We start from the raw sequence: 25,625 nt of genomic DNA, 5'->3' as shown, positions 1-25,625 counted from the left end.
TTTATAAGCAAGGATATATTTGAGTTTTCCCCAAACTTTCCGGCAGCCGGCCTCCAAGCTGAAATACCTGCCATTCTGGAAATACTTTCTTACAAATAAATACGTTAATTCAAAAAACGCCTGTTTCATGATATAAACTATCATGAACAGGCGTTTTTACAACAATTTCCAATAAATATTCTATAAATCTTACACGATCTCATCCAGCGGGCTGATTTCCACACCTTCATCTATCAGTGTTTTACGGATCTTTTCTACAAATGCCAGAGCTTTTTCGCCATCTCCGTGCACACACACTGAATCTGCTTTAATCGGTATATCTTTTCCGGTAATCGCAGTAACCTTTCCTTCTTTTACCATACGGACAACTCTTGCTATCGCTTCTTCTTCGTCCGTAATCATAGAGCCTTCTTTTCTCCGGTTAACCAGAGTTCCGTCTTCTTCATAAGCACGGTCTGCAAATACTTCCAGTGCAGTACGAAGCCCACAGTCGGCTGCTGCTTTTGCCAGCTCTCCGCCGGATAATGCCAAAACTATCAGATTCTTGTCAAATTCATAAATTGCCTCACAGATACCCTTTGCAAGTTCATAATCCTTTGCTGCCATATTATAAAGGGCTCCATGCGGTTTTACATGCTGCAGGCTGATACCCTGTGCTTTACAGATTCCGGCCAATGCTCCGATCTGATAAAGCGTATAGGCTTTTGCTTCCCCTGGTGTGATGTCCATAACGCGTCTGCCAAATCCCATAAGATCCGGCAGTCCCGGATGCGCACCTACCCGCACCCCTTCTTTTTTCGCAATCGCTGCTGTCTTTTCCATAACAACCGGATCAGAAGCATGATATCCGCATGCCACATTTGCGGATGTGATAAATGGAATCACACGGTCATCCATTCCAATTGTATAGTGTCCGAAGCTTTCGCCAAGGTCGCTGTTTAAATCCACTTTATACATAGGAAACTCCTTTCATCTCACTTTATGAATATTTAGATATATCATTTTCTAACTCAGTTTCATCAACTGTTCAATAAATCCGGTATCGGCTTTTCCCTCACAAAATGTAGGGTGCTTCAGTATCTGATACTGAAAATCAATGTTTGTCTCGATTCCCATAATCACCATTTCATCCAACGCGGAACGCATCTTCTGTAATGCTGCTTCTCTGTCCGGTGCGTGGACAATAACTTTTGCAATCATAGAATCATATTCGGATGGAATGCGGTACCCGGTATAAAGCCCGGTATCCACACGCACTCCATTTCCTGCCGGAAGATGCATATGTTTAATCACACCCGGACTTGGCATAAAGTTTTTCTCCGGAATCTCGGCATTTATACGGCATTCAATAGCATGTCCGCGAAGAATAATGTCACTTTGGTTAAAGCTCAATTTTTCACCCATAGCAATACGGATCTGTTCTATAATTAAATCCGTACCGGTAACCATCTCTGTAACACCATGTTCTACCTGGATACGGGTATTCATTTCCATAAAGAAAAAGTTGCCTTTTGGATCTACAATAAACTCTATCGTTCCGGCATTTGTGTAATTTACGGTCTTCGCTGCCAGTATTGCATAGCGGTTCATTTCCTCCCGCATTTCCTCTGAAATAGCAGGTGATGGCGATTCCTCAATCAATTTCTGGTGATTTCTCTGCACCGAACAGTCACGCTCTCCCAGAGCTACTACATTTGCATATGCATCTGCAATAATCTGTATCTCCACATGCCTTGGATTCTCAATAAAACGCTCAATGTACATGGTATCATCACCAAAAGCATTGGCTGATTCCCGCTGCGCCATATTAAACTGAAACTCAAATTCATCTTCATTTTTTGCAACACGCATACCTTTACCGCCGCCGCCGGAAGATGCCTTAATCATAACCGGATACCCGATTTCTTTTGCAATCTTTGCACCCGCCTCAGCCTCATAGACCGGTTCTTTTGTTCCCGGAACAACCGGTACGCCTGCATCCATCATTGTCTTTCTGGCATGGGATTTATTGCCCATACTGTCAATTACATCAGCGGATGGACCGATGAACGTGATTCCATTCTCATCACACATCCGCACAAAATCACTGTTCTCAGATAAAAATCCAAATCCCGGGTGTATAGCATCAGCAGCCATATTATTTGCCGCACTGATAATGCGTTCCATATTTAAATAACTGTTCTTTGCAGGACCCTCGCCAATACAGATACGCTGGTCTGCCAGCTGTACATGAAGGCTGTCTTTGTCCTCTTTGGAATATATCGCTACACTGCGAATGCCCAGGTTACGGCATGCGCGGATAATTCGAACTGCTATCTCACCCCGATTGGCTATTAATATTTTTTTAAACACAGTCCAATCCTCCCTTTATGCCTATAATTTGTTTACGCGAAACAGCGGCTGTCCATATTCTACTTTTTGTTCATTGCTTACCAGAACAGCTTCAATTTCACAGTCAAAATCGCTTTCAATCTCATTCATCAGCTTCATCGCTTCCAGTATGCAGACAGTCTGTCCGCCCTTTACCACATCACCTACTTTTACAAATGCCGGTTCATCGGGTGATGCCGCCGCATAAAAAGTTCCTACAATAGGAGATGTTATAAAACACTGCTCTTCTTCTTCCACTGGATTACCTTCCTCCTGAGCTGAAGTATTAACAGTCATGCCTTCTGCTGCTCCAGGAGCATACTTAATCTTGCTCATAGAAATCTTTACGTCTCCTTCTTTGATGGAAAACGTTGTCAAAGATGACTTTTCAATTATTTTTATCAATCCCTCTATCTTTTCTAAATCCATTTAAATACCTCTCTTTCTTATCTGCTTTTATCTATGAAAAGAGTTTTTCCAACCGCTTGGCAACCAGACGGCAGTCCAAAACTTCTTTACAGGGCCTGTGTATTTCTTTTCGGAAATCATCCATTTCTCTTATCTCATCCAGATAAAGACTCTGGGCTTCTGTAACAGTAATTGCCTGAAACCGTATCTTATGATCTGTCTTTCTCTGTACCAGCTTCGGGATATCCACTGATGCAACGGTTGCGATCTTGGCATAACCCCCGGTAGTCTGTCTGTCAGACAACATAATAATCGGCTTTCCATGGGACGGAACCTGTACAGATCCCATTGTAATACCATCTGAAATAATATCCGCCGTATCTTTATAAGCTACAAAAGGACCTTCCAGCCGGCATCCCATACGGTCAAAGTCACTGGTTACCTCATATTCACTGCCCAGAAAGCTTTCCATCCCCTGCTTTGTGAAATGACTGTCCTGGGGTCCTAACACCACTCTCAGCGTAGCATCCTCCTGGTCAAATTCATCCAGATCCAGATTTCTGGATAAAAAGTATGGCAGATATCTCCTTTTTATACGGAATCCCACATAATCACCCGCCTGAAGTTTTCTTCCTTTATATCCCCCTACCCTGCTTCTGATATTGGTGGAGCGGCTTCCCATGATAACAGGAATATCCAGATAGCTTGAAAACGCAATATATGCCCTGCTGCCTGTTCTGGCACTCTGGAATTCCAGTATATCACCCTTATTCATGTAAATCGCCGTATACATTGGCGCCGGTTTTTTATTAATCATCGGCTGGAAATCCCCTCCGGTAATGGCAATAATCGTTGCGGATGTGAATTCCAATGTAGGACCAATCAAAGTGATCTCAAGCGCCGCTTCATTTTCCGGATTGTCTAAAAGCAGATTTGCAATCTTAAAGGAACGTACATCCATTACTCCTGACACACCAAATCCCTGACTCTGGTAACCTGTTCTTCCTAAATCCTGTACCGTTGTCAGCATGCCTCCTTTTAATACGCGAAATCCCATCTTACACACCTCCTTCATGAACGATACACTGATATTCGCCCTTATTGGCTAATTCTTTTATGCGGTAAAACTCTGCTTCATCGATAGGTACGAAACGGATATAATCTCCAGCCTCAAATAAAATAGGCACTTCTCTGTTCGGATCATATGTCTTCACCGGAGTTAGACCGATCAACTGCCAGCCTCCCGGAGAATCCAGTGGATAAATTCCTGTCTGGGAACCGCCGATGCCTACACTTCCTGCATTAATCTTAATTCTGGGATTAGCCAGACGCGGTGTATGAAGACGCTCATCCAGACCTCCCAGGTATGAAAATCCCGGCAGAAAACCAAGCATATAAATCAGATAATCTTTGGAAGAATGCAATTTAATCACTTCTTCCCGGGACATTTTTGCATTTTCGGCAACGGTTTCAATATCCGGTCCAAAATCCCCGCCGTAGCAGACAGGGATTTCAATAATCCGTTTTTCACCAACCTCAGCCATAACATCCACTTTTACTAATTGCCGCATGCGCTCCACAATCTTCTCATATGAGATAATTCTGGGATCGTAATTCACCAGTAAGGAGCAGAAAGCGGGAATTGTGTCTACAATTCCTTCGATCTGCTGTTCCTTAATCAGCTGTACAATAGCCGTAATTTTCCGATTGATTTCCGGGCTGATCTCTTTGCCAAACTCAATCAAAATCGCAGAATCACCTGCTGTTAGAATTTCAATTTTCAGCATTATGCTCTCTCCTATTTCAAAAAGGTGCAATCATAGTGACTACACCTTTGTATTTTCTATGCGAATAACTTACCAAGACCTGAAAGTGAAGTAACTCCAAGATATGCTGCAAGCAGAACTACCAGGATACCAAGAATCAACAGCCACTTCGGATGCTTGTAATCTTGTCCCATGATACTCTTTTTCTGGGATGCCACAAGGCATACACCTAAAGTAACCGGTAAGATCAGGCCATTTAATGCACCAGCCAGAACCAGAAGAGTAGCCGGCTGTCCAAGAATCGCCATAACCAGAGTTGATACTGCAATGAAAGCAATGGTAACCCATTTTTCATATTTTGCAACCGTCTTGCTCAGAGTCTTCATGAATGAAACGGATGTATAAGCCGCACCTACAATAGAGGTAACTGCTGCACAAAGCAATACTAATCCAAAGAATCGGTAGCCCAGCTCACCTGCACCCTGGCTGAATGCATCCGCTGCCGGGTTGTTTGGATCTAAAGTAAGGCCTTTTGCCACTACACCAAGAATTGCAAGGAATAAGAAAATACGCACGATCGTTGCAATTCCGATACCCATGATAGAACTCTTGTTAACTTCTTTTAAATTCTCTTTCTTTGTAATGCCTGCGTCAATCAGACGATGGGCACCGGCAAAGGTAATATAACCTCCTACGGTTCCGCCAAGTAACGTTAATATTGCTGGGAACAGCGCTACCGCACCTGTAGACGGGATAAAAGTTTCTTTAATAGCCTGTCCAACAGGAGGCTTTACAATTACGATAACCACAAAAATTACAACAATCATCACTCCGCCGAGCACTTTTGTCAGAGTATCCATTGCCTTTGTGGCATTTTTAAGTAAAAATACAGCGATGGCAATCGCTCCGGCTAAAATATATCCGGCTGTCAGCGGAAGCCCTAATAACGTATTGAATCCCAAAGCACCGCCGCCTACGTTGCCAATATTAAATACCAGGCCGCCTAATACAACCAGCAATGCTACAAAATAACCTAATCCCGGGAGTAACTTATTTGCCACATCCTGTCCGCGCATCCCGGATACACAAAGCACACGCCAGACATTCATCTGAACGACGATGGCCAGTAAAATAGAAACTAAAATAACAAATCCGAAGCTTGCCTGGAAATCACTTGTAAACTTTGCTGTCTGTGTTAAAAACCCAGGACCAATTGCTGATGTAGCCATGATAAATGCAGCTCCCAGCAGTGCACCACCATTTGATTTTTTCTTTTCTTCCATACAATTCCCTCTCTCTTTCTTTTTTTACCATAGTCACATACATAGAGTGACTGTAATAGTAAAATTATACATTAAAATTTATTTCCAGACAAGTATATATTTTAATTTCACGGATATCTCATATTACATGAAGCTGACAATCACCGGAAAACCAGAAAAGAAGGCGGATGCCGTCCGCAAAGCAGGGTATCCAATTAAGAAAAAGAATTTTCAAACACGCTCTAACTCACTAAAAGCTTTCATAAATTCTTTCACTCCATAATTTTCAAACTCTGCCACAATCATAAGGTCATCTTCTTTTAATATCTTACCCGTCCCATATTTCTTATGTTTTACCATTCCCTGGGAAACCTGCTCTTCTGGTACCGCATTGGATGACTTTTCCTTTGCCCCCTCATTTTTTGCTTCCTGTATCTGCCTTTTGAGTTCCTGCAGATTCACTTCACTTTTTACACCCGCTTCATCCTCAATCAGATGGGCGGGAATCATATGGATATATCTGCTTTCACCGGGCATCACCCGATAAAAATCCGGATTCGTATAATATGAAATCTCAAGATAATCTTTTGCCCTGGTAATGCCTACAAAAAACAGCCTTCTTTCCTCGTCCTCCTCTTCGAAATCCTTTGTCCGTAAAGGAATCAGTCCATAATTCACTCCCGTAATAAAAACATGGGAAAACTCAAGCCCCTTAGAAGCATGCAGTGTCATCAGCTTCACCGAGTCTTCCTCACTGTGAACATCTTTCTGTAATATATTTATCCCATAAAGTGCTGAAGAATTCAGGAAATCCGTCAATCCATCCAAAAACATCATCTGCTTTTCCTTAATATAGGAAAAGATAATCTCTGCCAAATCTATGACCGCCTGCCTGTCTTGTGTATAAGCAGATGAAGTAGGCATAAGATACTCATCCAATGCAAAATACCGGAAAAGTTCTAAGGGATTATGTAATTCGCTGCTCTGTTCCGTAAAAGCCATCATTTTATCATATAATTTTGAAATACCCACATGATTCCCATTCTGGTCTTTTAACAGTTTTACGGCTTCTTTTTTCGTCAGCCGCTCTCCATAATCCCGATTACTTAACACATAGATCCCCGACATATCGTCATCCGGATTTACACAAAAACGCAGCAGTTTCACCATCCACTTTAGAACCGGAATATCCTGTATCGTCTTTTTCATGGAAACTTCAAATGGGATTCCATTTTCTGCAAATACCTTCTCAAAGACTTCGGACTGATTCTGCAATCGGTAGAATACAGCAATTTCATTAAGCGGCACACCTTCCGACTGAAGTTCCCTTATTTTACCGGACAGATAGCAGGCTTCGTTAAAGGGATTATAATGGTTCTTCAAAATAATTTTATTCCCTGTGTCCCGCATACCCTTTAACGGAGTTCCATTCTGTAAAAAACACTTTGCTACTTCTAAAATAGAACTGCTGGAACGATAATTAATGGGAAGGGATAATTCCTTAGCATGATATTTATCCTTTAAAATATAAAATACATTCCAGGTGCTTCCTCTCCAGCTGTATATAATCTGGTTTGGATCTCCCACAGCAAACAGTCTGGTGTCTCCATTCATAAATCTTTCGATAAAATCCAGCTGCATTTTATCACAGTCCTGCACCTCATCAATAATTATCCATTTGGCTTCCATACTATGATCTTCCAATAATTGATTTGTATTCTGCAAAAGATCCGAAAAAGACATTTTATTTTGATGTACCTTCTCTTCTTTCAACAACTTCACCAGTTTGAAAATATCATCCCGGATGCTGGAATTATTTTCTGTTATCTGCCCCGTCATCGCCTGCTCCAAACGTTTCTTTAAACGATTTTTATATTTAATAACCAGTTTCTCTTTCTCGATCACCTGCATTGCAATATCCAGTTCTTCTTCTGGTTCTATCACAAGAAAGCCCTTTGTATACCCAATCTTTTCAAGAGGCAGCTTACTTCTTAAAAGATGGAGTGCAACACTGTGAAAAGTCCCGAAAGTCTCCAGCTCATCCATTGGAATTCCCGCATCAGTACCAGTCAGACGTTCTTTTATTTCATTTGCCGCTTTATTGGTAAACGTAAGTACCACCATATTCTGATATGGAACATTTCTCACATTATGCAGGTACATGATCTTAGAAATTAATACCGTCGTTTTACCGCTGCCCACGTTAGCATTTACGATACAGGCATCGCTTTCATCCAGCACTGCTTCCCTCTGGTACTGGTTCAGCCGTTCTAATTCTTTTTCAAACTGCATGGAAACCTCCTATTCCATCAGATTTTCATATCTTCTCTGTAGTTTATCCTTTATTTCACTTCGGTCTCTTCCCTTCTCCATTTGCTTAATCTGCAAACGGATCCCCTGAGGCGCTTCCGTGTAAAAAGATATTATATTTAAAAGGCTCTTTCTATTATTCTCCTCCAGAATCCATTCCTTATAGAAATTGCTGTCCGTAAAAAGTATCAGGTCCGCTCCATCTGTCTCTACTACCGGTATCGTATTGAAAAAAGCTGCAAAGGTATCTCCCCGCTCCTTTAAATATTCACAGAACTCCTGCCACTTTTCCGGCAGTTCTTTAAATTGAAACTGTTTTTGCATAAAGGTAGAGGGGGCATATTCTACAAGCTTCACTTCTTTGGGTACCGGCTCTTCCTCCAATAGATTCTGCAATCCCCAGAGAATCATGTTTTTATCTAATTTATAATCCCCGATACACACCGCACATCCTTTTTCACATTTGCATCCATTTACCAGGGTGATTGCATTACGGATAATCTGTTCTGTCAGGTCATAGACCTTCTCCGAATATCCGAGACCACCAATATACTTATCATAGATAAACAGATATACCTCTCCACAGGCAAAATTTTCCCCCATGCCAATTGCATTTCCGGACATGACAACACCGATATCCTCCTGCTCTGTCATCGTAGCCATCATTGCAGCATTCTTAATTGCATAGCACAAGCCTTCAAAGTGATTATTCCTGATTAACTGTCCATTGGGGCTCTCCTGAAGCAGGCGTCTGTATGCCTGTACTACGTTTTCAGGAATCTTAATCCAGGTACTCTCCGTATCGTAATCCTTAGACAACGGCTGTTCCAGCTGCTCATACCCCAGATTCTGATGATTATGGAATTGCAGCTTCTTAAACATATAGACCATCTCATCCACATTTACATCTCCAAATTTAATTGTTACACGTTTATAATCTCTTTCTTTGCTTCCCTGAATGATCCTTATATTGGTGTTACTTCCCGGCATTGTATAATAATTTCCCTGAAAGGTCACCGCATAAGCCGTTTTACATTCCAGATCCAGTTTTAGAACCTGATATTGTACCCCGTCATGCATGTACACTGCACCCTTATGAATTTCCCGGAACGCCTGCAGCTCGTCCATTTCCGTAATTTCCTTCTGATTGTCCTGATTCATCAGTTTATACCTGGATTTGTCAATATTTCTCAAACTGAAATCTCCTGCCGGAAAGGCATTACCTGTCCAGGCAAATTTCCCGCCCTGGCTTGCCAGTTCCTTTGCCCGGATCAATACAGGAATTGTCTCGCCCAGATCCGGAAACAATGAAATATCATCCAGTGTCAGCGGAATCTCTGCTGCCGCCGCACGAATATGAGATAGCTCTATAAGCAGATTATTCTTATCAATAACCGCATTCTCACTGCCGGATTCAAACAGCCACTCCGGATTAATGGCTATATACTGGTCAAAAGGAAGATTATCCAGAATCAGATAATTGGTGCAGCGATTGCTGCTTCTTCCAGCCCTTCCCGTTTGCTGCCAGAAGGAAGCCCTCGTGCCCGGATAACCGGAGAGCACTGCTGTTTCAATTTTTCCAATGTCAATACCGAGTTCCAGCGCATTAGTAGAAACTAACCCGCACAAAGCTCCCGAGATCATCTTACTCTCAATTTCTTTTCGCTCCAGCGGTGTGTATCCGCCCCGATATCCGGAAATCTTGTCTGTAAGCGATACTCCGAAGAAACTTTCTGCTTCCAGCTTATCCCTTGCTTCCTTTAAAATAATCTCTACATTCTTTCTGGATCTGGCAAATGCAATAAAGCTGTGGCCGTTCTCCACTAATTCCGGAAGAAGTTCTGCTGCCACAGCTGTGGACTGTACCTGTCCATAATATTGCTTATCTTTTCCCATAATCCTGGGTGGCTGAATCAATTTATAATTTCTCTCAGACGCCCCCGAACCATCCCGTTCAATCCGCACAAATTTCTGCCCGCAAATACCTTCAGCCAGCTCCACCGGATTGGCAATGGTTGCAGAACTGCAAAGATACTGGGGTGAAGAATGGTAATACCTGCATACTCTTCCCAGCCGGCGAAAAACATTAGCCAGATGGGAACCAAAAGCCCCCCGGTATGTGTGAAGCTCATCAATCACTACATATTTCAGATTTGAAAAAATAAAATCAAAGCCGAATTTACTGTGATTTGGCAGAAAAGCACTGTTTATCATTTCCGGATTAGTCAAAATAATATTAGCGCTTTTCCGGATTCTGCTTCTTTCATTTACCGGTGTATCTCCATCATATACCCCTGCCGCTATTCTGTTCTCACCGAAATACTCCAGAAATGGCTTGATTGCCCTGAACTGATCACTTGCCAAAGCTTTAGTCGGATATATAAAAATAGCTCTTGTCAACGGATCTGCCAATATTTCCTGGATAACAGGGAGCAGGAAACTCAATGTTTTACCGCTGGCCGTAGAAGTTGTGATTACAATATTCTTTTGCTTTGCAGCCTCCAGAAACATTTCAGCCTGATGGCAGTAAAGTTTTGTAATTCCCCTGCATGACAGATACTCACATATTTCCTTTGATAAACCATCCGGGAAATCAGCATAAACGGCTGCCCTTTTGGGAATCGTTTTATTGTAAATAATATAATCCTGTATATTCACGAAAATGCTCCTATTCTATTCAAACATTATTGTTTTTATTATAGCGCATAAGACTGTGAATTACATCTGTTTTTTCATGTTTCATGCCGTGATGTCATTCTGGCTGCTTTCCTGCCTGTTTAAAAATTACGAGTTCTTTTCAAACTAGGCATTATACTGAAGCCAGATACAAATACGGGTATTGCACCTGCTGCTATCAGTCCTCTTAAATTCATCACTTCCAGAATTTTACCATGAGGCTGCATAAATAAAAGATTTACCACTCCTACAACCGCGGTTGTAAATAAAATCCCCGATAGAAAACCGCATACACATACCAGAAGATTTTCCAGCCAAAGCTTGCGTGATAACTGTCCGCTGGTATAGCCAATAGAATGTAAAATCATCATTTCATTTTTCCGATTTGCAAACAGAATGGCATTTAAGTTTCCCAATGCAATACACAGTACCAGAACCATTGCCGCCGTCAGGACATAGGTCAGGGACTGCATCGAAAGGAGTGTGGCACCGTATTCCTGTTCGTAATATGAGCGTGTTCTGGTTACCACATTTGAGGGCAGATCTTTAAGCAGCAACGCCTGATTATCTACGCTGAGAGGCTGGCTTCGATACATCACACTTCTGCTTATAATCTGTTCTTTTGTTTCCTCCCCCGGCTGGCAGGTAACTGCGAAAAATACGTCTCCCTCTGTTAATCCGCAGATTCTGTATTTACCATACAGCATATATTCATCAGACACTTCCGTACCCACAAAATCACCTACCTCCAGGTTATTCTGCAGCGCATACTCCCCCGGCACAAGAAGCTCTGATTGGTTATTCCCCGGAAGCCTGCCGCTGACAAGCTGCACACCGCAATTTTCCAACACTGAAGATACATCATCCCTGAACAAATTAAATGTCAGCATCGTCGTACCGCCCATTCCTCCCCGGTAATAAGAAAATCCGGGCAGATCCATCTGTACCGGAATTGGATCTGCTTCCTTCATGCTGTTCAGCTGTTCATGGAAATTCAAAGGCAGAGGACTGTCATCGTCAGTATATACAATATTGTATTTATCCATCACATCTGTTGACGCCACACTCATCATCTTCTCTGTTGTTGCACTAAAAAGAGAATAGAAGTAGATCATAAACACCCCAACCAGCAGTGAAAGGTAAATAGGCAGGACTTTTTTAAAATTATTTTTGAGATATAAAAAAGCATTCAGCGGTTTCATCGTCTTTCCTCCTGATCGGGTGAATACATCTGCGTTATGACTCCATCTTCTATCTGAATCATCGTATCTGCATTTTTAAGGATACTCCTGTCATGGGTTACGATAACCACCATCGTATTTTGTGTATATTCCGTAAGCAAATCAACCACTTCCATGGCGCTTTCATGATCCAGTGCGGCAGTCGGCTCATCCCCGAATATCACCTTGGGATCGTTCATCAGTGCACGGGCAATAGCTGCCCTCTGCCGCTGTCCTCCGGATAACTGGTAGGGATATTTGCCGGCTTGCTTTGCGATGCCCAGACTCTCCAGCAGCCCCATTGCCTTCTTTCTTGTCTGCCTTGTATTAAGATTTATTGGAACCAGGGCATTTTCCAACACAGTCATATAATTAATCAGAAAATGCTGCTGGAATATAAATCCAAAATCCTGCCGGCGCAAATTGGCTAAAGCTGTGTTATCCATTGCTGTCATGTCATTCCCATCATATACAATCTGACCGGAAGTAGGAATTTTCAATCCTGCCATGGCATATAAAAGGGAACTTTTGCCGCTGCCCGAGGGTCCCATGATTCCAATCATACCACTTTCCTTCAGAGACAGATTCACATTACTTAAAGCTGCTGTTTTTGCTTCTTTGTCCATATCATAGATCAGACTAACATTATTTAATTTGTAATTCATTATGATTCCTCCTCGTATAGAGGATCGCAATTACGATCCTGTTTATATAAAATAATAGTTTTTACCACCGTTTGCTCTAAAGCGTGTTTTAAAATAGCTTTCTGGCAGCTGTGCGTCCCACTTTGTGGGAGATTTGACCCGGATGAAGGACGCGTAGCGGGCTACGTAACCTGAATTCGGAGCAAATATGCCGCGAAGTAGGGCATGCAGATGGCAGGAATGAAATTTCAAACACACTCTAGTTTTGTTCCACTATAGAAACGGCATCTACGCTTCGAATCAAGCGTCTGACCGGAATCAGTACAAAGACACCAGTAAAGAGCGGCGCCAATACTGACATGATAGCCGCTTTCCCATAAAACACAATTCCCGTCCCGCCGATGTCATCAAAGAGTCTGGGAATAATTGCTGAAGTCAGTAATATTGCAATCAGTAATCCGATGATTAATGCGATTAGATTTGTTACTATCACTTCCCGAAATGTACGGGCTGTTAACTGCCTGCGGGTATAACCCAATGCTCCCAGTACTCCAATCTCACTTTTCCGGGAAAAATGCTGTGCATAATTGGAACACACAAGACAGATCACCATTGCTAAAATTGCAAGAATTACCATCATATCCAATATCTGAAATGTCTGTTGATTTTTCGCATAAGTTCTGTTGTACAACTCCAGCGTCCAAACAAGTAATCCCTGGCTGTTCAAAGCAGCTACCTCTTTTTCTGCTCCTTCAAATCTCCCGGTTCGGGGAAATACTACAATTCCGCTATCCCCATACTTAATGGATTTGTCACCTGGAGTGGGGGAACCTATCAGGGAAATATGACTGTCACTTTCCAGTATGCCAACTACCCTATAATCCCCGGGGAGTGATTGTGTCTTATCATGCTTACTCCCCACCTGACTTCCTATCTGCAGTTTGTTATTCAGTGCTACATTTTTATCAATAGCTAACTCGTTTGTACCTTCTTCCGGCAGTCTGCCGCGGCTTAATTTTATTTGAAATCTGTCTAATAACAATTTCTGGTCTTCTGCCGAGCAACCGAATGCAGCTGTGTGAGTAGTGGAACCAGGTACCGAAAAAGTTATCTTTTTAATTGCAATGGGCACGGTAACATCAATGCTGTCACTGCTTTCCAATTCCTCTATGGTTTCCCGGGGAATTTCCGGAACCGCAGACGTAGATACTACAACCATGCCATAATGAAAACGGTTCGCATCCAATGGATAAATAGAGCCCGCAATGGAAGCCACAAAACATTCCATTAGATATACCAGGCAGATCGCAACAACAATTATAATAACGTTAGATAACAGTTTCCGCTTATTGTGGCGAAAAAAATTAATGGTTGATAATGGGTTCATAAATTACCTCGATTCTATTTTTTTATAAAACAACGCAAACAGAGCCAATAACTGCGATTCATCTCATTTTGATTCGCAAGTTATCGGCTCTGCATCTGTGCGTCTGGCTCTGTGATAACGGATATATTCAATTGTTGGACATTTATCAGGTGTTCCTGCCTACACTTAGGACAGTATAGTGGAAAATTCAAAAGAACAGTATCTGCCCGAACCCGTGTGCGGGTTTTGTTATGGCAGGCTGGACAGATAATCCACATCTCTTCCTGTTTTTTTAGTTCTTGGTTTAGTTCCTGGTTTAGTTCTTGTTTTAATTTCTGGTTTAATTCCTGTTTTAATTCTTGGTTTAGTTCCTGGTTTAATTCCTGGTTTAGTTCTTGTTTTAATTTCTGGTTTAATTCCTGTTTTAATTCTTGGTTTAGTTCCTGGTTTAATTCTTTGTTTAGTTCCTGGTTTAGTTCCTGGTTTAATTCTTTGTTTAGTTCCTGGTTTAATTCCTGGTTTAATTCCTGGTTTAATTCCTGGTTTAATTCTTGCTTTAATTGCTGCTTTAATTGCTGTTTAAATTGTTGCTTTATTTGTTGATTGAATTGTTGATTTACTTCATTAATCAAATTCGTTTCCTCCTTAGAACATATAAATCTACTGCATAACACAGAGCAGTTAATACAAGACAACATCCGATCTGGATAAACACATTAGGATGAAATATAATTAGCCTGAAAAAACCTTCCAGGACATTTCGAAGTACAGGCACCGGAATAAATATACTAAGGACTACAACAAGCAAAACATCTGCCAGCCAGCCCAGCCAAGAACTTTGCATTTCTGTCATCATATGTACAAACACAGCCGTTAACAATAGAAAACAAAATTGTTGAATAAAACAGATTACTATGCCATGACTCAGCCAACCAAATATTTCAGCCAGATTCTGAATGTTAACCAAAGAATCAAACAGCGCTTTGCTGCAAAAAAACAGTATCATATTACCCAGTGACGCTGCCGCAGCAATTATAATATAGTTGGCAAGGCATCCCCAATAATAATCCTGCTTCTTACCATTCAGATGCATAATTCTCTTAAAGTTTCTCCCTGCAATAAAAATTGGTGCTAATACAGCAAAAACATACAGATAGTTACCTATTTCAACATAGATATTTCCGGTAATACCTGTTGATGCACCAATCAGATTCCATACGCCAGCCAGCAGGAACACTGCAGTGATTATATAGGCCGGCAGTAAAAACCGAAAATTTATCTTTGCTATAACCAAAGCTTTTTTATTCATCTGCATTTCCTCCAACCATATTCACAAAGAACTCCTGCAAGCCAACAGATTGTACCGAAACTCCTGCCGGAACCTTCCCCCTCTCATCATAAATAAAAGCCGAAGTATGGCTCCCCAATATTTTCTTACTGATCACGTTCAGGTTACCCACTATAGAATCCACATCGGCAGTACGGCCTGTGATCACATAAGCCTTTTCATCAATATCATTAATATCCGCCTCGAAAATAAGTCTGCCTTTATCCAGAATCATGACCCGCTGTGCACTTTTCGCTATTTCATCAATCATATGAGTAGAGACAATGATTAGTTTCGGATGTTTTTCAAAACTATCATTCAGCATTTCGTAGAACTCTTTACGCATAACAGCATCAAATCCTAAAAGTGGCTCATCTAAAATAACAATATTTGCATTGCTTGCAAGCCCCATCAGTGTGGTCAACATGGTCTGCATCCCAAAAGACAGCTGCTTATATTTCTTATGTAAATCAAGCTGAAATCTATTTGCCATGCTTTTGGCAAAGTCGTAATCAAAATCATCATTGAGATTACCTGCCATTTTTAACAGCATTCCCACCGTTGTATTAAACTGTGTCATCTTGTTTTCGATAAAGTTGACATTTTCCGGCATCACAGACGTTTTTACCTGCCTGCCGCAGACTTCAATCTGACCGGAAGAAGCATTAATATGTCCGGCTATCATTTTGAGCAGCGTCGTTTTGCCAGCTCCGTTCCGGCCAAGGAGACAATATATCTTATTTTCTTTTAATTGAGCCGTAATATGGTCAATTGCTATTGTTTCGCCATAATGCTTTGAAGTATCGTTTAAGCTAATCATTATGTTCCTTCTCCTTCCGAATCGTTTGAATTAACTCTGCTTCAGATATTCCCAGTTTATCTGCTTCTGTAAGCAGTTCTGGAACAGCTTCTTCAAAAAAAATCTTTTTCCGGCGGTTTAGTATTTTATCCCTTGCACCGTCAGTGACACACATTCCAATTCCCCTTTTTTTATATAGAATTCCTTCCTCTGTCAAATTACTTACAGCCTTTACAGATGTGGTAGGATTCACAGACAAGAGTTTTGAAATTTGAGTTGTTGAAATAATAATATCATCAACTTGATAAGTCCCGGAAATAATGTCATCCTCAATCATTTCCATAATTTGTTGAAAAATAGGTTTGTCATTATTCAATTAATTCTTCCCTCCATTTCTTAAGGGTATTGGGTTAGTGATATAACCCACTAACCAGAATTTAGCACATAAATACTTAATTGTCAACAATGATTTTATTCGGGTTTTAAAATTATAAGATCATAACGCAAGCTAATATAAGATTTTTCCAATTAAAATTAGAAAAGGATATGGATGAAAAAAAATAAAAAGGAATTAACAAAAGATAAAGAGACAGAAAAGAAACAGCTAAATTTGTATCTGATTTTAAACTTAATTATGTTAAATAAAAATAGAGTCGCCACATTATTTTTGTGACAACTCTGCTATTGTATTGTAATAAATTTTTTCGTTTAAGTAACTGGATTAGGATTATTTTTCAGATATTCTGACAAAACTCTTTTTATTTCTTCTTCCCTGCCAGCTGGAACTGTTATATTAATCCTTCTCATAATAATTGGATCATCCAGCGCCTCTGCAATATCTTCTTTTTTTCTCATGCTCTTTTTCAATGACATAATCTTATTATCAGTAAGACGATTATTGTATTTTTCGTAGATCCACTCCTGCATCATTTCATCAAATAGAGCCAGCTTTAATGCAGCTTTTCTTTGAATTTTTTTATCAAAATACATTTCCTGAAACTGGGGAATTAGCTTTTCTCCGATAGTTTTCCATTCATAAACCGCTGATTTTTGAATCCCCATTGACTTTGATAATTCTTCAATCGTTTCTCCTGCCTTATTCTTCAGTTCTTTTGCTCTTTGAATACGGCGTTTAACCATATCGACTGTCATCTTTGTATTTTCAGGACGCTGCAAATAATTTGTATCTTCTATAATATCCCTGGCTTTTTCATCTGTTAATTCATTTTCCTGATATACTATGGAAGGAAGATATAAGAATCTTTTCTTTTCTTCTTCTGGCTGATCTTTATATTTTTCATATAAATCCTTGTTACTATCTCGTCGATTATGTCCAGCCAACAACATATATCTGCCATTTTCTCTCTGCCATAAAATCAACGCATTTAGTGTACCATGTTGTTCAACTGACATCATAAGCTGCGCATAGGTTGCACGATCACTATCCTTAAGCCTCGGATATCTGTTCCAATCAGCAGGAGCATCATCCATTAACTCCCAGCTAATATATTCTAGTATTTTACCGGTACTCTCTACCAACTGTTTATATTTTGTATCTTCCTGCATCTGCTCCGCCTTCTGCATATCCTCTTTTGCAGTACCGGCAAGTGCTTTCATAAAATCTGTAGAACTGAATCCTGTCTTTTTGCCTTTAGCTGCCATTTAATTCCCACCCTTCATTTTCTCTTTAATTCGACCTAAAATTTCATCTGTTAAACTTCTAATCTGTTTTGAGAATCTGGAGTTCCTTGTTTCCCCATACGCACCTGCCGGCATAAGCACACGCTGCGACTTTTCAACTGCGGCATCATTAGAAATAAATGTTTCAAATGCCGGCCAGCTAAAAAATGAATTTGCATCATCAATCGCATTTTTAACTTCATTTTTTCTTAAATTAACTTTATTGAAAACCAGTCCTAAACAATCCAGTTTTTCATTAGTCTTTTTTACTATTTCGATCATCTCGGTGATTGGTACTAAAGCCTTAGTAGAGTAGAGTGCACACTCAGCAACTACAATTACGTAATTAGCTCCATTTAAAAACGATTTATTAACAAGTCCCATCGTCTTGTCCACATCTACAATAACAAAATCATAATAATTTTCATCTTTAAGCTGTACTAATGTATCTTTAAACATAGAACTTACATGTTTTTCCTGCATAGTAGCAACCGTACGTTCCAATTCTTCCATAACACCAGATGCTGGTACCAGATCCAAATTCAAATAATCAGTTTCTACCGTAAAATCTTCAAGGGATCTATGCAATATCATTGCGTCATATATATTTTTATCTCTGAATTCCGTATATCTACACTGTAATGTACTGGACATATCAGCCTGGCTATCCCCATCAACTGCAAGAACATTATAACCTCTGCTTGCCAATTCATATGCAACATTTTCTGCCAAAGTCGATTTTCCCGTACCTCCTTTTCTGGCACCAAAAACAAGTACCTGAGGTTCATCAAAACGCAGCATTTTTTTCTTTTTTGCCTTCTTAGTTTCATCCAGCAGCCATTCAGCTTTTTCTTCATCCAACATAATTTTTTCTGCCATAATATCAGAAAGAAGTCTTTGCTTAATACCGGTTGCTCTTGCCCATTCTTTCATATCCCAATCGCGTTGATTTAACAATCTTGTAATCTCGCTCATTATTTTTTCTCTTCTATCCAGCCTGTTCATAATATACCTCCGTCCAATGATGTTCCTACATTATAATACATCATTCTTTTTAACAATTCAAGTTAATATGTGTTTTTCTTCGCACAAACAATAAATTAGTTTGCGCAGTAATTTCCGCGGGGCGGAAAAATTGTTTTTATGCTATTGGTTAGGGTTGTGAAAAGAAAAGGTTTGTTTGGAAAGATAGATGGTTTTAATAATAGATTGACGTTATAAATATATTTAAGTGTGAGGGGGGTAGCATTGTATTTTCTCTCTATTTTATAGAAAAGTTATAAGTATAATTAACTTTTTATAATGTCTGGACTTAAGTGTAATTGTATATATGTGATTATTAGGGTAAGAATAATACTTGTAAGATTTAAAAATGAATAATTAAAGATATATTTTTTCACGATAAAAAGAATAGTAAAAATATATATTGACTAACTATAAGAATACTTTTTAGTATCCAAACAGAATACTAAAGCAGTAGTATATACTGTATGGCTTTTAATGATTAATCCATGTTGTTTTAATGTCATAAGACAACATCTATAATTCTAAAGAGATTTATAGATTTATAAGTAACAAAAATAATATAATTATTAGAGAACATTTTAGTAAGTAATTGTAAGTACTTTGTAAGTAATTTTCAAAATTTTTATTACATAATGCTGATTAAAAAATTTGAGTATATAATATCTAAATATTTATATATAACTTAAAATTCCGCCCCGCGGAAATTTAAACACAAAATAATATCTCGACTCAATTAATATAGATATTTAATTATCCTTTAGATTTACATGTTATGTTATGATATCATATTGTAATATATAAAATATTTCTTTCTACATATTATATATATTACTGTATAACAACTAGTTTTCAAACGGACAGTAGTATATGTACAAATATTTTTTGTAATTCCCTTACACGACCTATAAATAACATATACCGGCCCCCCCTAACAAGAAAACAGTAAAATCACTAAAATTGCCCTGGATAATTACTCCATTGTCTTTGAACCTTTTAACAACGCTAATATTACACCTATAAATCTTTCGTTAGATAATAGCGTTTTCCTGATATAGGATATTCTTCTAAAGTAAACGCTTCACTATAACCATATCTTTTATAAAACTCTGGTGCCTGAAAACTAAATGTATCTAAAAATACATACTTACAGCCCCTTTCCTTCGCAGTCTGCTCAGCTTGCTGTAATATACGGCTTCCAATACTTTGTTTCCTAAACGCTTTCTTTACCCATAAATATTTTACAAATAACCAATTACCATGAGTATTTCCTATCAAACCTCCAACTTTTTCTCCCGTTTCATCTTCTATATAAATTCCCAGGTCCTTTAAATTTTTATCTTCAATCCTGGTTAAATTATATTCCAATAATCCTTGAAAGATAAGTTCTTCATCTTGTTTTTCTATTTTATCAGTAATTAAGAATTTCATATTACATACACTCCTTGTTTATAAACAGCAGTAGCATTTATTATGAGATTTGTCCCCATCAGGTCACGTAGCAGACTACATAACATGCATTTGGAGCAAAATATACCACAAAGTACGACGTCTAGATGGCGTGAATGAATTATCAAACACGTTCAAATAGTCCATACAGTTTGATAATTACTTTTATCATGAATCTCATAACATTTTGTGATATGGATGATACAAATTAGGGAGGCATAGTAGGTTTAGCAGACTAAATTTGGCCCGTTGTTGTAGCATTATTATTAATAAAAGCGGTAGTAGCTCAAAAATTTAATATCTAAAAATCATCATATTTTAGATATTTCAGCTTTGTTTGAATGCTTCTCTGTAATTCCTCCAGTTTTTTAATTACAACTGGTATTTCAGATGTTTTATAGATCGCGTCACCTTCCAAAACTTCGCATAATTCTTTTGCATTTTTTAAAATTGCCTTTGTGCCATTTCTTCTCCTCACACGCTGCGGTTTTTTTTCTAATTCCTCTTTTCTTTTTTTCTCTTTTTCAGGATATAGTGCAATATCATTTCTATCAAACTGATATCCCCGTTCTTCTCTGACATATTTTAGCTCTGAAATTTCTTTTTCCAGCCAAGTTCTCGTCACTCCGTCTTTATTATATAATTTTAATCTGCCATTAATTCGCCTGTAAAGCATTTCTTGAGCATACTTTGTCATGGTAGAAGCAGCCGATAAAGTAGACCATGATATCCCATTATCAGCTAGTTTCTGTAACTCCGGAATCAAATTTAGCAATGCTTTATATTTTGATACCTGTGAAGTTGAAATCTCTAAATCTTGAGCAACTAATTGAATAATCGATTTTTCGTATTCACTTCCAGCTTCTTTCTTAGCTCTCTGTTCTTCTTCATGTGCATCATACAAAAACTGTGTTTCTTTTGCAATAATCATTGGTGTCCTATTTCTTGAATGTAAATTTGCACGTCCCAGTCTTAAGGCCCTTTCCCATTCAGCAACTGGGGGATCTGTGATAAAAACTGGATATTCTTTTATGCCAGCCTTTCTACCAGCGTACCTTCTCCTATGTCCCGATTCTATTCTATACTTTCCCTGATATGGATAAGCCAATATAACTCCCTGGAACCCATATTGTTTCATATCTTCAGCCAATTCATTGACTTCCAATTCGCCATATACTTCAGTATTTATAGGATCATCTACCAACATGTCATCCGGTAAATACTTAAGCTTACTGGCGAGCGACTGATCTAGATCCTGTACGTTCATTTCTTCCGTAATCTGTTTCAAATCTTCTTGTTCTGATTCAGTAACAGTCGCTTTTACAATATCTGCCGTCATATTTTCTTAGCTCCTTTGTATTATATAATCTATACTTCATATTTTATTATCCATTTAATAGTCTATAGAGCTTATACATCAAATAGATATAACTTATTATTCAAAAACTTTTCAACTACTAACTTTATACTATATATAGGGTTCGTTGATTCTACAAAAATAGACAATTAAATCTACTTGTAAGTTAATAAACTACTTATAAAATGAAAAACCTCACGGTGATGTTTTTCATTTTAAGATAATTATTACATATTAGTAACTATTATTCAAGATATATTTTTATTATTAGACACTCTTATAATATCATATTATGATTATAACGTGTCTTAACTAGTCTCAGCTTCTTATAATTGTCGTTTATTGTCGTATTTACTTTTTTTAATAATTTTATTCTTAATAATAGCTTTATTAAATAGGATGCCTCCTTTATTCATTACAATAAAGTAAACAGGAATCGATTTCCGCCCCGCGGAAAATAACGTGTTAACAATTATTATATACGGTATGGCGTTTTACAATATTAAGATAATTGTACCTAGCGCGAATTCTTTAAAATATGATATCATTGCCTTTCCTTTTTTAGTATAATTAAAAAAGGGGACTGGTATTATGATAAATCCTACAATGTTCGATCCTAAATCGCAAAAGAAGCTTGGTATTCTGATGATGAAAATCTTCAACTGTTAAAAACAGAACTGGAAACCTATCTTTTATTATTTTCCTTGCTTTCAGTCAGAACCACAGCGGAAACTGTTCCAAACCTTTATCTATGGGCTGCTCCAACAGTTCTTTTCCCGCTCCCCATTTGATGAACAGTCTCTTTTGAATGTATATCAGAAAATGCTGTTCCGGCAGATTGATGCACAAGCCGGGGCGCTGTCTGTGGATGATACAAGCTTTGTAAAAAAGGATACCTTTCTGCTGGTGTAAAACGGCAGTACTGCGGCCGCTTGGGTAAAACAGAAAACTGTCAGTCTGGCATAAGCAAGAAATATGCCAGACTGACAGTTTTCTTGCTTATGCCGGAGACAACGGATATGGACTCGTGGAAAATCATCACTGTACCTCCCTAAGGAATGGTACAGTGATGATTTTCCACACTACGTGAAGCTTGCCATATCCCTGGGGAGTTGGCCTTCTCCACAAAAAACGCGCTTGCTCTGGAGCTGCTCAACCGCGCACTGGGGAGCGGCCTGTTTCATGCACAGTGGATTGGCTGTGATGCGGCATATGGGAATGACCATGACTTTTATGGACAGCCTAAAGCTACCGGAAGGGGTATGGTATTTCGCAGCAACTAACGCAAAGGAACAGTTATTTATCCGGTGCTACTCGTGCCGTAAGGATGGAAACCGCAGTTATGTCAAGCCCGGCTATGCAATATGGCTGTATCTAAGGAGATATGCAGACGGCGAAGTTAAATATTTTGTATCGAATGCCCCGGAAAGTCTACCCCCTGAGGAACTGGATCGTGCTGCCACCTTAAGATGACCAATCGAGCAGTGTTTTGAGGAATGTAAAAGCAACTTAGGAATGAGCCATTATGAATGCCACAGTTATCAGGGCTGGAACCGACACATGTTATTTGTAATGATAGCTCATTTATTTACCACAAGGATACGGGAAATTTTATAAAAAAGCAATTTCGTTAACACTGGCGATAGTAGTAAAACTAATGCATGAGATTATGAATCATGCAGTTACCAATAAGAGAATCATTGTATGTTACCACATACGTAGGAATCACTGTGCATATTTATCGCATCGAAAAACAACACTTTTAAAATGTTCGCTGTAGTACTAGAGCGTGTTTTAAAATTGCTTTCTGGCAGCTGTGCGCCACAGTTGTGGGAGATTTGTCCCGGATGAAGGGCGCGTAGCGGGCTACGTAACCTGAATTCGGGGCAAATATGCCGCAAAGTGAGGTGTGCAGATGGCAGAAATGAATTTTAAAACACGCTCTTGGCCTTATGCTTTTCAAGCTTAAGTTTCTATCACTTGATAAATACATGGAACCTCCAATACCAGAAGCCTAGTAGCGCTAATAGGCATTTGCATAAACGTTGACTTCCTTATAATATAGATGGATCCCACTTCCTATATAGTAGTCCGCGATAAAGAGTGGACAGTCCTCAAGACCTTCTGTGTTTATAAATCAGACAGGTATTCCAGTACAAATGATACTATCTGACAAAGTTATCTTGATAAATTTCAAGTTAACAGCTGAAACCTACAATATACATTAAATGTACCAAGCATACTAGAGATGATAGAAATCGGGAACATTTATGATATACTGATAATCATAAGTTGTATCATTATCGCCTGGCAGCGTCTTCACATGAAGGCAGCATAGCAGATCCAAATAAATAATGTTAAGCATCAGCTGATACATACTATGTCTTTTAACTATCACAGCGCAATTGTCGGCCACCAGACATTTTGTAATGTATAGTTCTGTAAATTTAAATTGATTTTTTGTATTTGACTATAAAAGGTCCATACTACATCTTTAACATTTATACGGCTACAAGTGAATAATGTCTCACGCGTCGGAAATACTCACGCTGCTGATAACGAAAACGATATGCAGTTGGATCCACCTATACTCTGTTAGGCCACCTCATTAGGCAATGTAAAAGAATACGGATAGAGATGGTCCTTGACCAGTTCTTAAATTGTATATAAGCCGAATCTCTTTACTTTTCAAATAGATATTGCATAAATTACCCTTTTACAATCTGAGCTTCTTGCTGTTGATACTATTTTCATTTACCAGTTGATAAACACTATGACTAAAATATCTTGCTTCGCTTAACTGAATTATTGACTATTACATCACGTTGTCCGAAGTGATGGCTGTGTTTGTTCAATTAAAGAATTACATATTGCATCCAAGTTGTTTGCTAGACATCAGTTACAAAAGACTTTCAACCATCATAAAGATTGTCCCCCCTTACAGAATCATTGTAGTATCATAGTAAATGCTGCTAAACTGTTAAACAGATCAAATCGACATGAACCTCGCCAGTTAATTTGGTTACTTTATAATGATGGTTAATGCAGCTCATCTTATGCTAATAGCTTTTCGTTTACTTATCGTATTTATTTTATACTTATGATGAATAACATGCTTCTTTATTATTCTTATTAAAAAGAAATTGTCTCTTTAAAATTATAATAAAATATACATATTTTTCCGCGGGGCGGAAATTCTTAAATAAACATCATCTTTTATGCGCCACTACATTAAATAGAGCCCTCTATAATTGGCTATAGGATATACTTTTAATATTACAGATTAATTATACTTGAGTTTAGTTAAGTTAGGACATATTGCATATGCAGATAGTATTCAAAAAGAGCTGCGCACAGGCAATAATACAAAGCAGGTTTTTTCAGTCTGGTGGTAATACGGAGGATTAACCTGATAACGTATATTAGTGATACTAACCTGCTACTATGTAGAAAAGCTATCTGTAACGCTTTCTATAGATACATTACACTAATCTATTCCTCCCACTTTGCAGACTAATATGTAAAATTTAATTAGCAAGTAAACCTCCCGAATTAGGTGTTCCATCTACCAAACAGGATTATATACATTTACGGATAAATGGAGTATATTCAGAAACTAATCTTATTCATATATAATATCTGAATAAACGTATACAACAGTATAAGCTATCTTCGTCTTTTGTTTTCCAATCCCTTTAATTACTTCCAAAAAAGTACAGCAAGCCATCTCCAAGGTTTCCCAATGCTGAAAAATCTGCTTTAGGGGGAAACCTGAATATAGTTAGATGAGAAGTACAGGAGCGTAGGAGAAATAAGTCGTGCAAAGTCCCTAAGTCCCTACAATTGGTTCCGCTTCAATTCTTACCCACGCACACCCGGTTACACAAAGTGTCTCTTTTCAACAACACCTAATTTAATATTTTGTGAGTTCTTCTGTTCATTCTATTCTTGATAAATAAGATCATGAA

21 protein-coding genes and 4 pseudogenes are annotated in these 25,625 nt (G+C 38.8%); 4 read left to right on the top strand and 21 right to left on the bottom strand.

Going from position 1 to position 25,625, the window contains the following annotated elements; translation table 11 throughout:
* Nucleotides 1–189: 189 nt before the first annotated feature.
* The 10 genes from CD03_RS0103035 to CD03_RS0102990 form a co-directional block, all read right to left on the bottom strand.
* Entirely contained in the window at nt 190–957 is a 768-nt protein-coding gene (locus CD03_RS0103035) for a LamB/YcsF family protein (RefSeq protein WP_027292368.1), read from the bottom strand.
* A gap of 48 nt (nt 958–1,005) precedes the next feature.
* A complete protein-coding gene (accC, locus tag CD03_RS0103030; protein WP_027292367.1) occupies nt 1,006–2,352 on the bottom strand; it encodes an acetyl-CoA carboxylase biotin carboxylase subunit in 1,347 nt (448 codons plus the stop codon).
* Between the two features lie 21 nt (nt 2,353–2,373).
* Nucleotides 2,374–2,799, bottom strand: coding sequence for an acetyl-CoA carboxylase biotin carboxyl carrier protein (gene accB / locus CD03_RS0103025; RefSeq protein WP_027292366.1), 426 nt, complete (start codon nt 2,797–2,799; stop codon nt 2,374–2,376).
* Between the two features lie 31 nt (nt 2,800–2,830).
* On the bottom strand, nt 2,831–3,835 hold the full coding sequence (locus CD03_RS0103020; RefSeq protein ID WP_027292365.1) for a biotin-dependent carboxyltransferase family protein: 1,005 nt from the start codon (nt 3,833–3,835) through the stop codon (nt 2,831–2,833).
* Between the two features lies 1 nt (nt 3,836).
* Nucleotides 3,837–4,565: a 5-oxoprolinase subunit PxpB gene (pxpB, locus tag CD03_RS0103015; RefSeq protein ID WP_027292364.1), complete on the bottom strand. Its 729-nt coding sequence runs from the start codon at nt 4,563–4,565 to the stop codon at nt 3,837–3,839.
* 56 nt (nt 4,566–4,621) lie between these two features.
* On the bottom strand, nt 4,622–5,827 hold the full coding sequence (locus CD03_RS0103010) for an NRAMP family divalent metal transporter (RefSeq protein ID WP_027292363.1): 1,206 nt from the start codon (nt 5,825–5,827) through the stop codon (nt 4,622–4,624).
* Nucleotides 5,828–6,037: 210 nt separating this feature from the next.
* Nucleotides 6,038–8,098 carry an ATP-dependent helicase gene (locus CD03_RS0103005; protein ID WP_027292362.1) on the bottom strand — a complete coding sequence of 687 codons (2,061 nt, stop codon included), beginning with the start codon at nt 8,096–8,098 and terminating at the stop codon, nt 6,038–6,040.
* A 9-nt stretch (nt 8,099–8,107) separates the two neighbouring features.
* Complete coding sequence (locus CD03_RS0103000) at nt 8,108–10,774, bottom strand: DEAD/DEAH box helicase (RefSeq protein ID WP_027292361.1); 2,667 nt, start codon at nt 10,772–10,774, stop codon at nt 8,108–8,110.
* A gap of 119 nt (nt 10,775–10,893) precedes the next feature.
* Entirely contained in the window at nt 10,894–11,994 is a 1,101-nt protein-coding gene (locus tag CD03_RS0102995; protein WP_027292360.1) for an FtsX-like permease family protein, read from the bottom strand.
* The gene (locus CD03_RS0102990; protein WP_027292359.1) at nt 11,991–12,677 is read right to left on the bottom strand and encodes an ABC transporter ATP-binding protein; all 687 of its coding nucleotides are present in this window, start codon (nt 12,675–12,677) and stop codon (nt 11,991–11,993) included. The genes CD03_RS0102995 and CD03_RS0102990 overlap by 4 nt, the downstream gene beginning before the upstream one ends.
* Here CD03_RS0102990 and CD03_RS39780 point away from each other — a divergent pair.
* Nucleotides 12,672–12,833, top strand: a pseudogene (locus CD03_RS39780) (DUF6783 domain-containing protein); the annotation flags it as partial. The gene CD03_RS0102990 and the pseudogene CD03_RS39780 overlap by 6 nt on opposite strands.
* Here CD03_RS39780 and CD03_RS39325 read toward each other — a convergent pair.
* From CD03_RS39325 to CD03_RS0102940, 10 genes and pseudogenes are all read right to left on the bottom strand, one after another.
* Nucleotides 12,759–12,914: pseudogene (locus tag CD03_RS39325) on the bottom strand (DUF6783 domain-containing protein); the annotation flags it as partial. The pseudogenes CD03_RS39780 and CD03_RS39325 overlap by 75 nt on opposite strands.
* Before the next feature lies 1 nt (nt 12,915).
* Nucleotides 12,916–14,043 (bottom strand): ABC transporter permease, encoded by a 1,128-nt coding sequence (locus CD03_RS0102985; RefSeq protein WP_027292358.1) that lies wholly within the window; start codon nt 14,041–14,043, stop codon nt 12,916–12,918.
* Nucleotides 14,044–14,123: 80 nt separating this feature from the next.
* On the bottom strand, nt 14,124–14,300 hold the full coding sequence (locus CD03_RS0102980) for a cysteine-rich KTR domain-containing protein (RefSeq protein WP_027292357.1): 177 nt from the start codon (nt 14,298–14,300) through the stop codon (nt 14,124–14,126).
* A 350-nt stretch (nt 14,301–14,650) separates the two neighbouring features.
* Nucleotides 14,651–15,331 carry a hypothetical protein gene (locus CD03_RS0102975; RefSeq protein WP_027292356.1) on the bottom strand — a complete coding sequence of 227 codons (681 nt, stop codon included), beginning with the start codon at nt 15,329–15,331 and terminating at the stop codon, nt 14,651–14,653.
* Complete coding sequence (locus tag CD03_RS0102970) at nt 15,324–16,169, bottom strand: ATP-binding cassette domain-containing protein (protein ID WP_027292355.1); 846 nt, start codon at nt 16,167–16,169, stop codon at nt 15,324–15,326. The genes CD03_RS0102975 and CD03_RS0102970 overlap by 8 nt, the downstream gene beginning before the upstream one ends.
* The gene (locus CD03_RS0102965; RefSeq protein WP_027292354.1) at nt 16,162–16,524 is read right to left on the bottom strand and encodes a GntR family transcriptional regulator; all 363 of its coding nucleotides are present in this window, start codon (nt 16,522–16,524) and stop codon (nt 16,162–16,164) included. Before CD03_RS0102965 ends, CD03_RS0102970 begins: the two co-directional genes overlap by 8 nt.
* Nucleotides 16,525–16,856: 332 nt before the next feature.
* Entirely contained in the window at nt 16,857–17,714 is an 858-nt protein-coding gene (locus tag CD03_RS0102955; protein WP_138001864.1) for a hypothetical protein, read from the bottom strand.
* Nucleotides 17,715–17,810: 96 nt separating this feature from the next.
* The gene (locus tag CD03_RS0102950) at nt 17,811–18,833 is read right to left on the bottom strand and encodes a ParA family protein (protein ID WP_027292352.1); all 1,023 of its coding nucleotides are present in this window, start codon (nt 18,831–18,833) and stop codon (nt 17,811–17,813) included.
* 1,035 nt (nt 18,834–19,868) lie between these two features.
* The gene (locus CD03_RS0102945) at nt 19,869–20,282 is read right to left on the bottom strand and encodes a GNAT family N-acetyltransferase (RefSeq protein ID WP_027292351.1); all 414 of its coding nucleotides are present in this window, start codon (nt 20,280–20,282) and stop codon (nt 19,869–19,871) included.
* Between the two features lie 319 nt (nt 20,283–20,601).
* Nucleotides 20,602–21,639 (bottom strand): ParB/RepB/Spo0J family partition protein, encoded by a 1,038-nt coding sequence (locus CD03_RS0102940; RefSeq protein ID WP_027292350.1) that lies wholly within the window; start codon nt 21,637–21,639, stop codon nt 20,602–20,604.
* A gap of 950 nt (nt 21,640–22,589) precedes the next feature.
* Here CD03_RS0102940 and CD03_RS39775 point away from each other — a divergent pair.
* Both CD03_RS39775 and CD03_RS38480 read left to right on the top strand, forming a co-directional pair.
* Nucleotides 22,590–22,712, top strand: coding sequence for a hypothetical protein (locus CD03_RS39775; RefSeq protein ID WP_081820092.1), 123 nt, complete (start codon nt 22,590–22,592; stop codon nt 22,710–22,712).
* A 127-nt stretch (nt 22,713–22,839) separates the two neighbouring features.
* Nucleotides 22,840–23,130, top strand: a complete 291-nt coding sequence (locus tag CD03_RS38480) for a hypothetical protein (RefSeq protein WP_242849026.1) — start codon at nt 22,840–22,842, stop codon at nt 23,128–23,130.
* Nucleotides 23,131–23,354: 224 nt separating this feature from the next.
* Here the strand turns inward: CD03_RS38480 and CD03_RS39320 are convergent.
* Nucleotides 23,355–23,587: pseudogene (locus CD03_RS39320) on the bottom strand (DUF6783 domain-containing protein).
* Between CD03_RS39320 and CD03_RS39770 the strand changes: the two are divergent.
* Nucleotides 23,564–23,626: pseudogene (locus CD03_RS39770) on the top strand (DUF6783 domain-containing protein); the annotation flags it as partial. The pseudogenes CD03_RS39320 and CD03_RS39770 sit on opposite strands and share 24 nt — an antisense overlap.
* Nucleotides 23,627–25,625: the final 1,999 nt, after the last annotated feature.

The organism is Robinsoniella sp. KNHs210 (assembly GCF_000686105.1).
Taxonomy (GTDB): Bacteria; Bacillota; Clostridia; order Lachnospirales; family Lachnospiraceae; genus Robinsoniella; species Robinsoniella peoriensis.
This window is presented reverse-complemented; position numbering and strand designations above follow the sequence as displayed.

Coding starts and splice junctions, on each gene's coding strand:
- CD03_RS0102995 (WP_027292360.1), bottom strand. CDS start 11,994: ATGAAACCGCTGAATGCTTTTTTATATCTCAAAAATAATTTTAAAAAA.
- CD03_RS0102955 (WP_138001864.1), bottom strand. CDS start 17,714: ATGCAGGAAGATACAAAATATAAACAGTTGGTAGAGAGTACCGGTAAA.
- CD03_RS0102990 (WP_027292359.1), bottom strand. CDS start 12,677: ATGAATTACAAATTAAATAATGTTAGTCTGATCTATGATATGGACAAA.
- CD03_RS0102950 (WP_027292352.1), bottom strand. CDS start 18,833: ATGAACAGGCTGGATAGAAGAGAAAAAATAATGAGCGAGATTACAAGA.
- CD03_RS0103010 (WP_027292363.1), bottom strand. CDS start 5,827: ATGGAAGAAAAGAAAAAATCAAATGGTGGTGCACTGCTGGGAGCTGCA.
- accB (WP_027292366.1), bottom strand. CDS start 2,799: ATGGATTTAGAAAAGATAGAGGGATTGATAAAAATAATTGAAAAGTCA.
- CD03_RS0102945 (WP_027292351.1), bottom strand. CDS start 20,282: ATGAAATTCTTAATTACTGATAAAATAGAAAAACAAGATGAAGAACTT.
- CD03_RS0102975 (WP_027292356.1), bottom strand. CDS start 15,331: ATGAATAAAAAAGCTTTGGTTATAGCAAAGATAAATTTTCGGTTTTTA.
- CD03_RS0102970 (WP_027292355.1), bottom strand. CDS start 16,169: ATGATTAGCTTAAACGATACTTCAAAGCATTATGGCGAAACAATAGCA.
- CD03_RS0102985 (WP_027292358.1), bottom strand. CDS start 14,043: ATGAACCCATTATCAACCATTAATTTTTTTCGCCACAATAAGCGGAAA.
- CD03_RS0103020 (WP_027292365.1), bottom strand. CDS start 3,835: ATGGGATTTCGCGTATTAAAAGGAGGCATGCTGACAACGGTACAGGAT.
- CD03_RS0102980 (WP_027292357.1), bottom strand. CDS start 14,300: ATGTGGATTATCTGTCCAGCCTGCCATAACAAAACCCGCACACGGGTT.
- CD03_RS0103005 (WP_027292362.1), bottom strand. CDS start 8,098: ATGCAGTTTGAAAAAGAATTAGAACGGCTGAACCAGTACCAGAGGGAA.
- CD03_RS0103035 (WP_027292368.1), bottom strand. CDS start 957: ATGTATAAAGTGGATTTAAACAGCGACCTTGGCGAAAGCTTCGGACAC.
- CD03_RS38480 (WP_242849026.1), top strand. CDS start 22,840: ATGCACAGTGGATTGGCTGTGATGCGGCATATGGGAATGACCATGACT.
- CD03_RS0102940 (WP_027292350.1), bottom strand. CDS start 21,639: ATGACGGCAGATATTGTAAAAGCGACTGTTACTGAATCAGAACAAGAA.
- pxpB (WP_027292364.1), bottom strand. CDS start 4,565: ATGCTGAAAATTGAAATTCTAACAGCAGGTGATTCTGCGATTTTGATT.